This is a genomic window from Streptomyces sp. NPDC042100, assembly GCF_055582325.1.
The window spans coordinates 256978-272296 of the sequence record NZ_JBVJDK010000005.1; the positions used below are offsets into that span (position 1 = coordinate 256978).

General features: G+C 72.6%; 8 protein-coding genes. 2 read left to right on the plus strand and 6 right to left on the minus strand.

What is annotated here, in order from left to right; genetic code table 11:
• The first annotated feature begins 213 nt into the window (after positions 1-213).
• Both gltB and ACZ6J5_RS13625 read left to right on the plus strand, forming a co-directional pair.
• A complete protein-coding gene (gene gltB / locus ACZ6J5_RS13620; RefSeq protein ID WP_469390938.1) occupies positions 214-4770 on the plus strand; it encodes a glutamate synthase large subunit in 4557 nt (1518 codons plus the stop codon).
• Entirely contained in the window at positions 4763-6223 is a 1461-nt protein-coding gene (locus tag ACZ6J5_RS13625; RefSeq protein ID WP_469390940.1) for a glutamate synthase subunit beta, read from the plus strand. The genes gltB and ACZ6J5_RS13625 overlap by 8 nt, the downstream gene beginning before the upstream one ends.
• Positions 6224-6357: 134 nt before the next feature.
• Here the strand turns inward: ACZ6J5_RS13625 and ACZ6J5_RS13630 are convergent, their stop codons facing one another.
• The 6 genes from ACZ6J5_RS13630 to ACZ6J5_RS13655 all read right to left on the minus strand — a co-directional run bounded on the left by ACZ6J5_RS13630 (position 6358) and on the right by ACZ6J5_RS13655 (position 15226).
• A complete protein-coding gene (locus tag ACZ6J5_RS13630; RefSeq protein WP_469390942.1) occupies positions 6358-6816 on the minus strand; it encodes a hypothetical protein in 459 nt (152 codons plus the stop codon).
• Positions 6813-7142: a hypothetical protein gene (locus tag ACZ6J5_RS13635; RefSeq protein WP_469390944.1), complete on the minus strand. Its 330-nt coding sequence runs from the start codon at positions 7140-7142 to the stop codon at positions 6813-6815. The genes ACZ6J5_RS13630 and ACZ6J5_RS13635 overlap by 4 nt, the downstream gene beginning before the upstream one ends.
• Positions 7139-12286, minus strand: a complete 5148-nt coding sequence (locus tag ACZ6J5_RS13640) for an HD domain-containing protein (protein ID WP_469390946.1) — start codon at positions 12284-12286, stop codon at positions 7139-7141. The genes ACZ6J5_RS13635 and ACZ6J5_RS13640 overlap by 4 nt, the downstream gene beginning before the upstream one ends.
• A gap of 80 nt (positions 12287-12366) precedes the next feature.
• A complete protein-coding gene (locus ACZ6J5_RS13645) occupies positions 12367-13380 on the minus strand; it encodes an alpha/beta hydrolase (protein WP_469390948.1) in 1014 nt (337 codons plus the stop codon).
• Positions 13377-14102, minus strand: a complete 726-nt coding sequence (locus ACZ6J5_RS13650; RefSeq protein ID WP_469390950.1) for a glucose 1-dehydrogenase — start codon at positions 14100-14102, stop codon at positions 13377-13379. The genes ACZ6J5_RS13645 and ACZ6J5_RS13650 overlap by 4 nt, the downstream gene beginning before the upstream one ends.
• Positions 14099-15226, minus strand: a complete 1128-nt coding sequence (locus ACZ6J5_RS13655; RefSeq protein WP_469390952.1) for an LLM class flavin-dependent oxidoreductase — start codon at positions 15224-15226, stop codon at positions 14099-14101. The genes ACZ6J5_RS13650 and ACZ6J5_RS13655 overlap by 4 nt, the downstream gene beginning before the upstream one ends.
• Positions 15227-15319 lie beyond the last annotated feature (93 nt).

A 15319-nucleotide genomic window follows, 5' to 3' on the forward strand; every position in this document is an offset into this window, starting at 1 on the left:
CGATCCGTCCCCCATGGGAGCCATGGGAGCCCTCGCGTTCCCCTCTCCCACCTGCTGGATCCCCGTCACCGCCCTGCCACGCGGTGTCCGCATGTTGGAATGAGCTTTCCACTTTCCGAGAAGCCAGCCATCATGTAACCTGCACGAAATTTCGCGGAGGGCCAACGTCGTCCCTCGGCTGCTGCATATGCCACGACGACGACGGGAGAGCCGATGCGTTCCGACGCCTGGTCGCCCATGGACGGTCGCCCCGCTCCGCAGGGGATGTACGACCCCCGTAACGAACACGACGCCTGCGGTGTCGGGTTCGTGGCCACCCTGACCGGTGTTGCCAGCCACGCGCTGGTCGAGCAGGCGCTGACCGTACTGCGCAACCTCGAGCACCGCGGCGCCACCGGCTCCGAGCCCGACTCGGGCGACGGCGCCGGCATCCTCCTCCAGGTGCCCGACGCCTTCCTGCGCGAGGTCGCCGGATTCGAGCTCCCCGAGGCCGGCGCGTACGCCGTCGGCATCGCCTTCCTCCCCGCCGACGGCTCCGCACAGGCCGTCTCGCGGATCGAGACGATCGCGTCCGAGGAGGGCCTGGAGGTCCTCGGCTGGCGCGAGGTCCCCGTCGCCCCCGAGCTGCTCGGCGCCTCCGCCCGCGCCACCATGCCGGTCTTCCGCCAGCTCTTCGTCGCGGACCGCGCCAGCACCGGCATCGCGCTCGACCGCAAGGCGTTCGTCCTGCGCAAGCGCGCCGAGCGCGAGGCAGGGACGTACTTCCCCTCGCTCTCCGCCCGCACCATCGTCTACAAGGGCATGCTGACCACCGGCCAGCTGGAGCCCTTCTTCCCGGACCTGTCGGACCGCCGCTGCGCCACCGCCGTGGCCCTGGTCCACTCCCGGTTCTCCACCAACACCTTCCCGAGCTGGCCGCTCGCCCACCCGTACCGCTTCGTCGCGCACAACGGCGAGATCAACACGGTCAAGGGCAACCGCAACTGGATGACCGCCCGCGAGGCCCAGCTCGGCTCCACCGTCTTCGGCGAGGGCTCCCTGGACCGGATCTTCCCGGTCTGCACCCCCGACGCCTCCGACTCCGCCTCCTTCGACGAGGTCCTGGAGCTGCTCCACCTCGGCGGCCGCTCGCTGCCGCACGCGGTCCTGATGATGGTCCCCGAGGCGTGGGAGAACCACGACTCCATGGACCCGGCCCGGCGCGCCTTCTACCAGTACCACTCCACGATGATGGAGCCCTGGGACGGCCCCGCCTGCGTCACCTTCACCGACGGCGTCCAGGTCGGCGCGGTCCTCGACCGCAACGGTCTGCGCCCCGGCCGCTACTGGGTCACCGACGAGGGCCTCGTCGTGCTCTCCTCCGAGGTCGGCGTCCTCGACATCGACCCCGCCAAGGTCGTCCGCAAGGGCCGCCTCCAGCCCGGCAGGATGTTCCTCGTCGACACCGCCGAGCACCGCATCATCGAGGACGACGAGATCAAGGCCGGCCTGGCCGCCGAGCAGCCCTACGCGGAGTGGCTGGAGACCGGGGAGATCGAGCTCTCCGACCTCCCCGAGCGCGAGCACATCGTGCACACCCACGCCTCCGTCACCCGCCGCCAGCAGACCTTCGGCTACACCGAGGAAGAGCTCCGCGTCATCCTCGCCCCGATGGCCCGCACCGGCGCCGAGCCGATCGGCTCCATGGGCACCGACTCGCCCATCGCGGCCCTGTCGGCCCGCCCGCGGCTGCTCTTCGACTACTTCACCCAGCTCTTCGCGCAGGTCACCAACCCGCCGCTGGACGCCATCCGCGAGGAGCTCGTCACCTCGCTGCGCTCCTCCCTCGGCCCCGGCAGCAACCTGCTCGACCCGACCGCCGCGTCCTGTCGCAGCGTCACGCTGCCCTTCCCGGTGATCGACAACGACGAGCTGGCCAAGCTCATCCACATCAACGCCGACGGCGACATGCCCGGCATGAAGGCCGCCACGCTCTCCGGCCTCTACCGGGTCTCCGGCGGCGGCGAGGCGCTCGCCGCCCGCATCGAGGAGATCTGCGCCGAGGCCGACACGGCGATCGAGGGCGGCGCGCACCTGCTCGTCCTCTCCGACCGGCACTCCGACGCCGAGCACGCGCCGATCCCCTCGCTGCTGCTCACGGCCGCCGTCCACCACCACCTCATCCGCACCAAGCAGCGCACCAAGGTGGGCCTGCTGGTCGAGGCGGGCGACGTCCGCGAGGTCCACCACGTGGCCCTCCTCATCGGCTACGGCGCCGCCGCGGTCAACCCGTACCTGGCCATGGAGTCCGTCGAGGACCTGGTCCGGGCCGGCACCTTCATCGAGGGCCTGGAGTCCGAGCAGGCCATCCGCAACCTGATCTACGCGCTGGGCAAGGGCGTCCTCAAGGTGATGTCCAAGATGGGCATCTCCACCGTCGCCTCCTACCGCGGCGCCCAGGTCTTCGAGGCCGTCGGCCTCGACAGCGCCTTCGTCGGGAAGTACTTCAACGGCACCGCCACCAAGATCGGCGGCGCCGGCCTCGACGTCGTCGCCAAGGAGGTCGCCGCCCGCCACGCCAAGGCGTACCCCGCCACCGGCATCCCCTCGGCGCACCGCGCCCTGGAGATCGGCGGCGAGTACCAGTGGCGCCGCGAGGGCGAGCCGCACCTGTTCGACCCGGAGACCGTCTTCCGCCTCCAGCACGCCACGCGCTCCAAGCGGTACGACATCTTCAAGCAGTACACGGAGCGGGTCAACGAGCAGTCCGAGCGCCTGATGACGCTCCGCGGCCTGTTCGGCTTCGCCGACCGCGAGGCCATCTCCATCGACGAGGTCGAGCCGGTCTCCGAGATCGTCAAGCGCTTCTCCACCGGCGCCATGTCGTACGGCTCCATCTCGCGCGAGGCCCACGAGACCCTCGCCATCGCCATGAACCGGCTCGGCGGCAAGTCGAACACCGGCGAGGGCGGCGAGGACCCGGACCGCCTGTACGACCCGGAGCGCCGCTCCGCGATCAAGCAGGTCGCCTCCGGCCGCTTCGGCGTCACCAGCGAGTACCTGGTCAACGCGGACGACATCCAGATCAAGATGGCCCAGGGCGCCAAGCCCGGCGAGGGCGGCCAGCTGCCCGGCCACAAGGTCTACCCGTGGGTCGCCAAGACCCGCCACTCGACGCCCGGCGTCGGCCTGATCTCCCCGCCGCCGCACCACGACATCTACTCCATCGAGGATCTGGCCCAGCTGATCCACGACCTGAAGAACGCCAACCCGGTCGCCCGCGTCCACGTGAAGCTGGTCTCCGAGGTCGGCGTCGGCACGGTCGCGGCCGGCGTGTCCAAGGCCCACGCGGACGTCGTGCTCATCTCCGGCCACGACGGCGGCACCGGCGCCTCCCCGCTGACCTCCCTGAAGCACGCGGGCGGCCCCTGGGAGCTCGGCCTCGCCGAGACCCAGCAGACCCTGCTGCTCAACGGGCTGCGCGACCGGATCGTCGTCCAGACCGACGGCCAGCTCAAGACCGGCCGCGACGTGGTCATCGCCGCGCTGCTCGGCGCCGAGGAGTTCGGCTTCGCCACCGCGCCGCTCGTCGTCTCCGGCTGCGTCATGATGCGCGTCTGCCACCTGGACACCTGCCCGGTCGGCATCGCCACCCAGAACCCGGTGCTGCGCGACCGCTTCGCCGGCCGGCCCGAGTTCGTCGTCAACTTCTTCGAGTTCATCGCCGAAGAGGTCCGCGAGCTCCTCGCCGAGCTGGGCTTCCGCACCCTGGAGGAGGCGGTCGGCCACGCCGAGCTCCTCGACACCAGCCGCGCGGTCTCCCACTGGAAGGCGCAGGGCCTGGACCTGGAGCCGCTCTTCTACGTGCCCGAGCTGGCCGAGGGCGCGGTCCGCCACGCCCTGGTCGAGCAGGACCACGGCCTGGCGAAGGCCCTGGACAACGAGCTGATCGAGCTCGCCGCCGAGGCCCTGAACGCCGAGTCCGCCGAGGCCGCCCAGCCGGTCCGCGCGCAGGTCCCGATCCGGAACATCAACCGGACCGTCGGCACCATGCTCGGCCACCAGGTCACGAAGCGGTTCGGCGGCGCCGGCCTCCCCGCCGACACCATCGACATCACCTTCACCGGCTCCGCGGGCCAGTCCTTCGGCGCCTTCCTGCCGGCCGGTGTCACCCTCCGCCTGGAGGGCGACGCCAACGACTACGTCGGCAAGGGCCTCTCCGGCGGCCGGATCGTGGTCCGCCCGGACCGAGGCGCCGAGCACCTGGCCGAGTACTCGACCATCGCCGGCAACACCATCGGCTACGGCGCGACCGGCGGCGAGCTGTTCCTGCGGGGCCGCACCGGCGAGCGCTTCTGCGTCCGCAACTCCGGCGCCCTGGTCGTCTCTGAGGGCGTGGGCGACCACGGCTGCGAGTACATGACCGGCGGCACGGCGGTCGTCCTCGGCGAGACCGGGCGCAACTTCGCGGCCGGCATGTCCGGCGGCGTCGCCTACGTCATCGACCTCGACCGGGACAACGTCAACGCGGGCAACCTGGGCGCGGTCGAGACCCTCTCGGACGCCGACAAGGCGCGGCTGCACGACGTCGTGCGCCGCCACGCCGAGGAGACCGGCTCGACGGTCGCCGAGAAGCTGCTCGCCGACTGGACCGCGAGCGCGGACCGGTTCAGCAAGATCATCCCCACCACGTACAAGGCAGTGCTCGCCGCCAAGGACGCCGCTGAGCTCGCCGGTCTCTCCGAGGCCGAGACCACCGAGAAGATGATGGAGGCGGCGACCCATGGCTGACCCCAAGGGCTTCCTGACCACCGGGCGCGAGGTCGCCAAGACCCGGCCGGTGGGCGAGCGCGTCAAGGACTGGAACGAGGTCTACGTCCCCGGCTCCCTGCTGCCGATCATCGGCAAGCAGGCCGGCCGCTGCATGGACTGCGGCATCCCGTTCTGCCACAACGGCTGTCCGCTGGGGAACCTCATCCCCGAGTGGAACGACTACGCCTACCGCGAGGACTGGTCGGCGGCGTCGGAGCGGCTGCACGCCACCAACAACTTCCCGGAGTTCACCGGCCGCCTGTGCCCGGCTCCGTGCGAGGCGGCGTGCGTGCTCGGCATCAACCAGCCGGCCGTGACCATCAAGAACGTCGAGGTCTCGATCATCGACAAGGCGTGGGACGGCGGCGACGTGCGCCCGCAGGCCCCCGAGCGCCTGTCCGGCAAGACCGTCGCGGTCATCGGCTCCGGCCCGGCGGGACTCGCCGCCGCCCAGCAGCTGACCCGGGCCGGCCACACCGTGGTCGTGTACGAGCGGGCCGACCGCATCGGCGGACTGCTGCGCTACGGCATCCCCGAGTTCAAGATGGAGAAGCGGCACATCAACCGCCGCATCGAGCAGATGCGCGCGGAGGGCACCAAGTTCCGCACCGGCATCGAGATCGGCCGCGACCTGACCGCGACGGACCTGCGCAAGCGGTTCGACGCGGTGGTCGTCGCCGCCGGCGCCACCACCGCCCGCGACCTGCCCGTCCCGGGCCGTGAGCTCAAGGGCGTCTACCAGGCGATGGAGTACCTGCCGCTCGCCAACAAGGTCGTCGAGGGCGACTTCGTCTCCTCGCCGATCTCGGCCGAGGGCAAGCACGTGGTCGTCATCGGCGGCGGCGACACCGGCGCCGACTGCGTCGGCACGGCCCACCGGCAGGGCGCGGCCTCCGTGACCCAGCTGGAGATCATGCCGAAGCCGGGCGAGGACCGGCCGGCCGGCCAGCCGTGGCCGACCTTCCCCATGCTCTACAAGGTCACCTCGGCGCACGAGGAGGGCGGCGAGCGGGTCTACTCCGTCTCCACCACCCACTTCGAGGGCGACGAGGACGGCAACGTGGCCTTCCTGCACCTCGTCGAGGTCGAGTTCGTCGACGGCAGGCTGACCCAGAAGCCGGGCACCGAGCGCAGGATCCCCGCCGAGCTGGTCACCCTCGCCATGGGCTTCACCGGCACCGACGTGGAGAACGGCCTGGTCGCCCAGTTTGGTCTAGACCTCGACGAGCGGGGTAACATCGCCCGTGACGCGGACTTCGCCACCAACGTCGATGGCGTGTTCGTCGCCGGTGACGCCGGCCGTGGCCAGTCGCTGATCGTCTGGGCCATCGCCGAGGGCCGCTCGGCCGCCCGTGGCGTGGACCGCCACCTGACGGGCGCCAGCTCGCTGCCGGCCCCGATCCGTCCCACGGACCGCGCCCTGACGGTCTGACCGCTTGACCGGCTGACCGTCGGACCCGAGAACGTCCCGTACAACGAGGTGCGGAACTGAGCGCGACGCCCCCCGAATGTCCCCGACCGGACGACAGGGAGGGCGTCGCGGCGCGTTCAGGGCCGGGAGCCGGGTCAGCTCTTGCCGGGGAAGATCCAGGTGACCAGGGACGCGGCGGACACCGCCACGACACCGGCCAGACCCATCCAGCGGGCCCAGCCGGCCATCCGCCGGATCGCCGCCGCCCTGGTCTTCTCGTAGCGCAGCAGCAGCTCCGCGTCGGAGACCCGCATCCGGCCCGGTCGCTCGTGCACGGCCGAGACCATGATCCACGAGCTCGTGAGCAGCAGCAGGAACCCGGCGGCGAGCAGGCCGATCACCCACCAGCGCGGGCCGGTGGTCATCTTGCTCAGGTTCTCCTGGCCCTTGAGCACGAAGACGACGGTGAGCAGGCCGGTGATCGAGGCCAGGAAGTTCCGGTACCCCTCGGCCTGCTGTCGCGCGATCCGCAGCTGCTCGGGCGGAGAGGTCATCGCCAGCACCCGTTCGTCCGCGTCGCGCAACTGCTCCGCGGTGAACTCCCCGGGGCTCACAGGGACAGGCCCCGCGACGGCGGAGCGATGTAGAAGGAGGCGCCACAGCCCCTCGTCACGCCGGCCGGCCGGTTCACGTGCCAGTTCTCGCAGAGGCAGCGCGCGTACCGGGGCCGCCCGTCGTCGAACGACTTCCAGTCGTCCGAGGCCGGACCCTTGGGGATGTGCTGGTACTCCTCCCACACACGTGTGGTCGCGCACCGGCACGCGGGGCACTCGCCGGTGGCCTCGACACGGGTCGGCGCGGACGAGATCCGCCAGAGGAAGGTCGTGACGGCCTGGTCCTCCGGAAAGTCCGTCGTCTGGTAGTGCGCGGCGGAGCTCATGGGCACGGTCCTCCGGAGTCGGGAAGAGTGAGGTCGAACAGCCGGGCGTAGGGCCGGAGCAGGCCGAGGACGTCCTCGGTGCTCCGCTCCGTCTCCTCGGCGCAGAGAACGACGTGTGCGGTGTCCACGGTTCCCGAGAGGGCGGGCGACCGTCCCGTCAACTGCTGGGTGAGGACGATGACATCGGCCCAGCCAGGGACGATGTCCCGCTCTTCGCTGATGAGTTCGGGTGCCGTCACCCGCAGACCGAGAGCGGCGAACGGCGCGTAGCGGTCGTACGTCTCGCCGAGGGTCCAGCCGAATCGTCCCGCGACGAGGACGAGTTCGAGGGGGCCGAGGAGTCCCGGGCCGAGCAGGTCGGCATCGAAGGCGGCGAGATCGAACTCGGTCGGTTCGAGCGTGGCGAGGGGCCCGTCGACCGGGCCCGGCAGGGCGGGGGCGCCGATGCAGCGGTATGTGTCGAGGGCGCGGGCGGATTCGCCCAGGGTGCAGGAGCCTCCCCGGGCGTGCGTCAGGAGGTCGAGGGGAGCGAGTCGGCTCTTGAACGCCTGCCCCAGGTCCGCGTCTTCGACCAGGTGGTCGATCTCCAGGGACTCCGGCCTCAGGGCCCGTGCCTCGTCGGTGAGGTCCGGCAGGCGCAGCGGAAGCCGTGCGTCGGCCTGGCGCAGCTCGTCGACGATGGTGCCGAGGGTGGCGCGGCGCCGTTTGGCGAGTCTCAGGAGCAGGGGGAAACCGGCGTTCCCGGTCTCGAATCCCCAGGGATCCTCCCGATTGGGCCAGTCCGGGAAGACCTCGTCCAACAGGATCATCAGGGTCGGTGCGGGGCGGTCGAACTGCTCCACGATCGCATCCACCGGGTCGCTCAGGCCGACGCATTCGTCGAGGAGCGCGAGTTCCCTCCGAAGCTCCTCCGGGCTGGGCCTCGCCTCCATCCGGTGCGCGCCGAGCATCAGGCGCCAGCCGCTCCGGGTGACCTTGTGCGAGGCGATCTGGGGAAGGAACCGGTCCGGCCCCAGCTTGTCGATCCACCGTGCCGGGGTCCAGTCGCGGCATCCAAGGGGGGCGTCCGGAGCGATGACCCCGGTGACCGGGGTGATCGCGTTGATCTCCGCCGTGATGTCGCCGAGCCGTCGCTGGGTCGCGGCGCCGCGTGCCACGAGCTGCCACATCGTCAAGGTGCCGGCCGGCAGCCAGGGACCGTAGCCGTCGACGTCCCGTGAGATCAGCCGCTGCTGGGGGGCGCTGAGTCCGTGATGGTCGATCGTGGTGTCCGTCACCGCCTCGGAGAGGGTGAACCCCAGCGGCTTCAGCTGGGTGATGCGCTCGGCGAGCGAGCGCCGCTGGCCGGGCACGGGCGCGCGGGCGATCAGCTCGGCGGGCTCCACGACACCGGGGAGCCAGGTTCCTCCGTGGGTCGCGTCGGGGGCGATCAGCCGCACCTCGGAGGGGAGGAGCTTCTTGCTGAGATCGGCGGAGCGCAAGGCGCTCGGGTCGGGGAGCTCGACGCCGAGGCGGATCAGCAGGTCCACATCGTCGAGCAGGTGCCCGAGCGGTATGTCATGGCGGGCTGCCACGGTGATCAGTGCCGCATGCGCGGCGGCGGCGAGCGGCGAGTCGATGGCGGCCGGGGTGATGTCGTACTGCTCGTGGAGCTCCGCGAGCCGCAGGCTCGGCGTACCGAACGTGCGCAGGTCCGGAATGCTCGGTACGGCGGGGACCTGGATGCCCGCGATCGCGTAGCGCCGAAGCGCCCGCAGGCTGTCGGCGATCGGGACCCCCGCCTCGGCGGCGGCCGACAGCGGGGCCGACCACGGCGAGCGGGCGACCCCGGAGAGGAGGAGGGCGTCGAGCCCGATGGGCGCCGGGTAGCCGCTCGGGTGGAAGGCGGCCTCGTAGCCGGGCGCCGTGCCGAGGACGGTGGCACGCCAGCGGTGCAGCAGATTGATCCCCGCGTTCTTGCCGCGGGCCTGGCCGGGCACGGCGAGCTTGCCGCGGAACTGCCGCGAGTCCATGCCCAGGACGCCCGTCCGGCGCAGCAGCACGCGATCGGACATGAGGGGAAACTCGGTGTTGTACCGGTTGAGGACGGCGTACGTGTCCGGTGGTGCGTGGTCGAACAGCGCCACCGCGAGCCGCGGCGTCTTGAGCGCCAGCGCCCACAGCCACTCCATCGACATCTCGCTCAGCGCGTGGCCGATCCGCGGCACCGCCGCGAGCAGCTCTCGTTGCACCGCGCTCGTGTCGTAGTCGAGCAGGGAGTTGCGGTTCACGCTCGGCACCGGGCGGTGCCGCTCACTGAGGTTGAAGACGTATCCGAAGGCATCCGGTGCCTCCTCGACGACGATGCCGTCGAGGAGAAGCTGGCCCGGTCCCTGCACGATCCAGCCGTTGTCCCCCGCCCGGACGGGTTCTCCGTGCCAGTCCGCCCCCCGGGTCTCGGGCGCCCTGAGGATCTCCGGCTCCCAGGTCTCGGAGCGGATCCGCTTGCCGTCCCGGTCCAGCTCCTCCGCCGTCACCCGGAACTCGCTCACCCACAGCAGGCGCCGCAGCGTCTCCACCACCGACGGCGGGTCCTCCTGGTCCTCCTCCGCGCTCAGGTAGAGCCGCACCACCGAGCCGCCGAGCTGCGGACCGCCCGCCGTCTCGCGCATCTCCAGAAGGCCGGAGCCCGACTGGATGGTGGCCTGCAGGGGCGGGACCGCCCGGTCGAGATTGCCGTACTGGTCGACCGCCACGGTTCCGACGACGACTTCCTCGGCCAGCATGAAGTAGCTGAACACGCCGATCCCGAAGCGGCTGTTGAAGGGGGTCGGGACGATCCCGACCCGCCGCCAGTTGCGTCGCTCCTGCACGAACTCGGGGTCCTGCTCGTACCGCTTTCCGGCCCGGGCGAACATCGACGTGAGCTTCTGCCTGCTCATGCCCGTGCCGTCGTCCCCGCACTCGATGTACGGGCGGCCCTCGTCGTACCCCTGGACGAACCGGATCTCCGGCTCCGCTCCGGCCCCGTGGTAGCGGCCCCGCTCGTGCCCGTACCGGGTCCGCAGGCGCCGGTAGCGGCAGGCGTCCAGCGCGTTCTGGTACAGCTCCCGTACGGCGAGCATGCGGTCGCCGTACAGCTGGATGCCCATGAGCAACGGGCGGATCTCCTCCTCGGCGAGGCGGAAGCGTTCCAGCGGCGTGGTGTAGCGGCTGCCCTCCGGCTTGAGGAACTCGGTGGTCACCTGCTGAGGGACGCCCCGGAGCAGTGCCACGAGTCCCGCTTCGCGGCCCTTCTGATGGAGGGCGGCGACGGCACATCCGGCCGTCGCGGCCAGCTCCTCGAACGCGGCATGCAGCGCCGGGTGCGGACAGCCGAGGCGCAGGGCGTAGGCGGTCAGGCCGCCCTGACCGGTCCGCTCCCAGCCCGAGGCGGCGGCGGTGGCGACCACCTCGGCGGCGGCGAGCGGTCGGTGCGCGCCGAGGTGTTCGACGAGCACGCTGGACATGCGGCGAGGGTCCGCGGCGAGCAGCGCCGCCAGCCACAGGAGGTAGGCGAGCTCCCTGTCGCGCCAGATGTTCCCGGGCACGGGGCGCTCGCCCCGCCGCCACCCGGGGTCGTCGGAATTGTCGACGCGCGGGCTCGACCCCGGGGCGACCGTCATGTGCGGCACCACCCGCAGGACGGCCTGCTCGACGTCCGACGCCCGGGCGAGCCCGCCCTCGGCGCCGGCGGAGACGGCCGTGACCGCCATCGCGAGCAGGGCGCCGACGGCGGGGAAGCCGCCGTCGCGCTCCCACAGCCTGTCCCAGTCGGCGATGAGCCGGTGACGGAGCCAGTGGTCGGCCGCCGTGGCGGCATCGGTCAGGCCCCGTCGGCGCAGCGTCTCGGCCGCGAGATCGACCCGTGCGTGGGCCCGGCAGACATCGGTGGCCCCCTCGCACAGCTCACGGTCCGCCTCCCGCGCGGGGTCGTGCCCCCGGCCGTCGTCCCAGCGCGCGAGCCGGTCCGGCCGGAGCCGCGCCAGCTCGCTCAGGGCGATGGCCACGACCCCCTCGTGCAGCAGCGGCGCCGCGAGGAGGGTGGCGGTCTCGGCGGGAGAGAGGCGTTCGGACGGCGCCAGCCCGGCGTCGGTCACGAGCCTGCCGAGCACCTGGACGACCCGCTCGGGATAGTCGGGGTCGTGCCACGGGGTGGCGAGCGGCGCCTCGGTGTCGATGCGGCTGCGGGCGACCTCGGCGGCGAGCTCGCCGAGGGCCTCCTTCACCCGGCTCTGGCAGGCCGGGGTCCCGGAGGTGTGCTGCCACAGGACGGAGTCCTCGACGATCTTCGCCCAGCGCACGGTCTCCTCGGAGCCCTCGCAGAGGAAGAGCTCCCGCGCCCACGCCTCGCGTCCTTCGGGGGCCAGCAGTCTGACGGTGGGCGCCGGCCCGTCGATCGCCGCGGTGAGCCGGTCGACGCGGCCCTGCACGAACTCGTGGACCGAGCCGAGGGTCTTCGGCGGCCGGGCCGCGGAGAGCGCCTCGGACAGGGCGAGCCCGAAGAAGCTGCCCTTCTCGGGATCGGCGAAGGCGGCCTGGCCACGTCCCACGGCGCGCAGCCAGACGACGTTCTCGTACTCCTCTCCCACGAGGGCCTTGTCCAGCTTGGGAGCGGTGCCGGGGACATCGGTCCGGCAGATGTCCAGACAGGCCACGACCGTCACTCCCGACGGAACCCCGTACAGGAGGTCGCTGACGGTGGTCTCGATCAGGGACCGCGGGTTGAGCCGGTCGTCGGGGTGGTGCCCGGCGTCTGACGGGAGGAGGTACTCGCGGCCGTCGATCACCACACCGTGGCCGGACACGTAGACCAGGGCGGTGTCCCCTGCCGAGCAGGTGGCGAAGAAGTCCTCCACGGCCTGCCCGATCGCCTGTCGGGTGGTCGTACGGTGGTCTTCGAGCGGGTGGCCGGGGTGGCGCGAGGTCACCGAGTAGTCGGAGGCTCCGAGGGCCTCCGCGATCCGCAGCACGTCTCCCTCGACGCAGGGCAGCGGTTTGTACCGGGCGGCGAGACGCGGATTGCGAGCCAGAGTGTCGGTGTCCCGGACGCCGATGAGGAGGGCGCGGAGGGCTCCGGCCGGTTTCCCCGTGGCGCCCTCGATGGTTCCGTTCGTCGAGCTCACCCGTGCCCCCAACTTCCTTGTCCGGCGCCCTCGAAGGAGTCATGATTCCAGACTCCGGCCGGTCCCGGCCCCGGTCCGGGTCACTCCGTCAGCCGCCCCAGCCACTGTGCCGCCCCGGCCAGCGCGTCGGCCGCCTCCGGGAGGAGGCCGAGGCCGCCCAGGAAGCCGTGGAACATGCCGGTGTGGAGCTGGACGCGGACCGGGACGCCCGCCGCGGACAGGCGGCGGGCGTAGGCCAGGCCCTCGTCGCGCAGCACGTCGCAGTCGGCGAGGACCAGCAGGGCCGGCGGGAGGCCGGTGAGGTCGGGCGCGAGGGCGGGGGAGGCGGCGGCCGGGTCGCCGCCGGGGCCCGCGTACTGCTCCCAGTACCAGCGCATGTGCTCCCGGGTGTGGAAGAAGCCCTCCGCGTACGTCTCCGCCGAGGCGCCCGCCAGGCGGTGGTCCAGCGCCGGGTAGACCAGGAGCTGCCCCGCGAGGGGCGGCCCGCCGAGGTCGCGGGCGCGCAGGGCGACGGCTGCCGCCAGGTTGCCGCCGCTGGAGTCGCCGGCCAGGACCAGCGGACGGCCCGGCCAGCGCGCCGCCGCCCACCCCAGTGCCGTGCGCACGTCGTCCTCGGCCGCCGGGAAGCGGTGCTCGGGCGCGCGCCGGTAGTCCACGGAGACCACGGTCGCCCCGGTCCCGGCGGCGAGGGCGCGGCACAGCCGGTCGTGGGTGTCCAGGTCGCACAGCACCCAGCCGCCGCCGTGCGCGAACACGATCACCGGGTCCGCGTCCCCCGGGTACACCCGCACCGGGACCCCGTCCGCCGACAGGTCCCACTCGCCCGGCGGCAGCGCGCCCAGGTGCGCGCGGGCCGCCGCGCGCAGCGCCCCGGCGCCCGCCCCGGGCCGGGGGAAGCCCGCCGCCAGGGCGTCGCAGAGGGCGCGGGCGGCGGGGGTGAGGGGGTCGGGGGTGAGGGGGGTGAGGGGGATGAGAGGGGGGAGAGGGGGGAGAGGGGAGGGGACGGGCGGGTCGGGTGCGGGTGCGGAAGGGGGCCGTTCCGGGGCCGCCGGGGCCGGGGCCGCCGGATTCGGGGGCGTAGGTCCCTCTGTCATGCCGTGAGTCCTCCGTCCACCGTGAACTCCGCGCCCGTCACGTACGAGGCGGCGTCGGAGAGCAGGTACGCGACCAGGCCGGCGACCTCCTCCGGCCGGCCCATCCGGCCGAGCGGCACGTGCGACCAGTCCTTGTCCGCGACCGCCGCCGTCATCGGGGTGTCCACGGCGCCGGGGTGCACCGAGTTGACCCGGACGCGGTACCCCGCCAGGTCGCGGGCCGCCGAGCGGCTGAGGCCGCGCAGGCCGAACTTCCCCGCCCCGTACGCCGCGTGGCCCGGGACGCCGACGAGCCCCGCCGTCGAGGACACGTTCACCACCGAGCCGCCGCCCGCCGCGCGCAGCGCCGGGAGCACCGCGCGCATCCCGAGGAACGGGCCGAGCAGATTGACCCGCAGCAGCAGCTCGAAGTTGTCGTACGTCTCCGACTCCAGCGGCGCGGTCCGCCACAGGGCCGCGTTGTTGACCAGGCCGTCCAGGCGCCCGTACCCGGTCAGCGCGGTGTCCACGGCCCGCGTCCACTCCTCGGCCGACGTCACGTCGTGGCGCACGAACACGGCCCGGTCCGGGCCGAGTCCGGCCGCCACCGCGCGGCCCTCCGGCTCCCGTACGTCGGTCAGCACCACCCGCGCCCCCGCCGCCGCCAGCAGCCGCGCCTCGGCGGCGCCCTGGCCGCGCGCCGCGCCCGTCACGAGCACCACCTTGCCGTCCAGGTCCGTCACGTGGCGGCGTCCAGGGCGCGGAAGTGCGGGATGACCTTCTCGCCCCACTGCCGGATGGTCTCCAGGCAGACCTCCTGCGGCACGGTCCCCATCTGGATCAGGCACATCACCTCGTCGACGCCGATCCGCCGCAGCCGCTCGACGTAGGCGAGGGCGGTGTCCGCGTCCCCGTAGGCGTGGTCGGTGTTGTACGTGCCGGTGTCCACGGGCCGGGCCGGGATGTCCGCCTCGTGCAGCCGGGCCACCAGCTCCCGCCGCTCCCGCTCCAGCGCGCCCGCGTGGTCCTCGTCCTCCGCGTAGCCGGTCGGCGCGGGGGCGCCGCCGTACCAGTGGGCGATCGACTCGGCGAAGAAGCGCTGCCCCCGGGTGCCCAGGCGCAGGGCGCGGGCCGCGTCGTCCAGGACGATCGTCGGGCAGAGCGCCGAGAAGTGGTCGTTGACCTCGGTGGAGACCAGGTGCGCGCCGTCCCGCGCGGCGATGGCCGCGTCGTACACCGCGCGCATCGCGCGGACGTCGTCGGCGCCAGCGAAGCCCATCACCAGGGCGCCGACGCCGAGTTCGGCGGCCCGCGCGAGCGAGTCGTGCTGCGAGCAGGCCATGAAGAGCGGCGGGTGCGGGCCCTGCACCGGCCGGGGCAGCACCGCGCCGGGGCCGATGTCGATCGAGCCGTGCCACTCGAACTCCGGCTCCCGCCAGGCGGCGGCCAGGATCCGCAGGGCCTCCTCCATCTGCGGCCGGGTGTCGTCGGGGTCCACCCCGAACATGCGGGTCTCCTGGCGGGTCGCGCCGCGCCCGGCGCCGATGTCGACCCGGCCGCCGGAGAGCACGTCGAGCATGGCGGCGCGCTCGGCGACCCGGACCGGGTGCTGGTAGCCGAACGGCATGGTGACCACGCCGTGCCCGACGCGGATCCGTTCGGTGCGGGCGGCGACCCAGGTCAGGAAGATCTCGGACGCGCTCATGTGGGCGTACTGGGTGAGCGAGTGGTGCTCCACCGCCCAGATCCGGTCGAAGCCCATCTCCTCCGCGTACACGGCCTGTTCGACGCAGTCGCGGATGACCTGGTGTTCGCGGGCGGGGGTGGGGTCGACGAGCTGTGCTTCGAAGATCATCGAGAACTTCACGGGGAGCTCCTCCCGAAGGCGGCCGATGCCTGATCGCGCTTTATGCCTAATCGAAATACTTCTAGCAGGCATAGGTGGGGGAGGGAAGGGCCG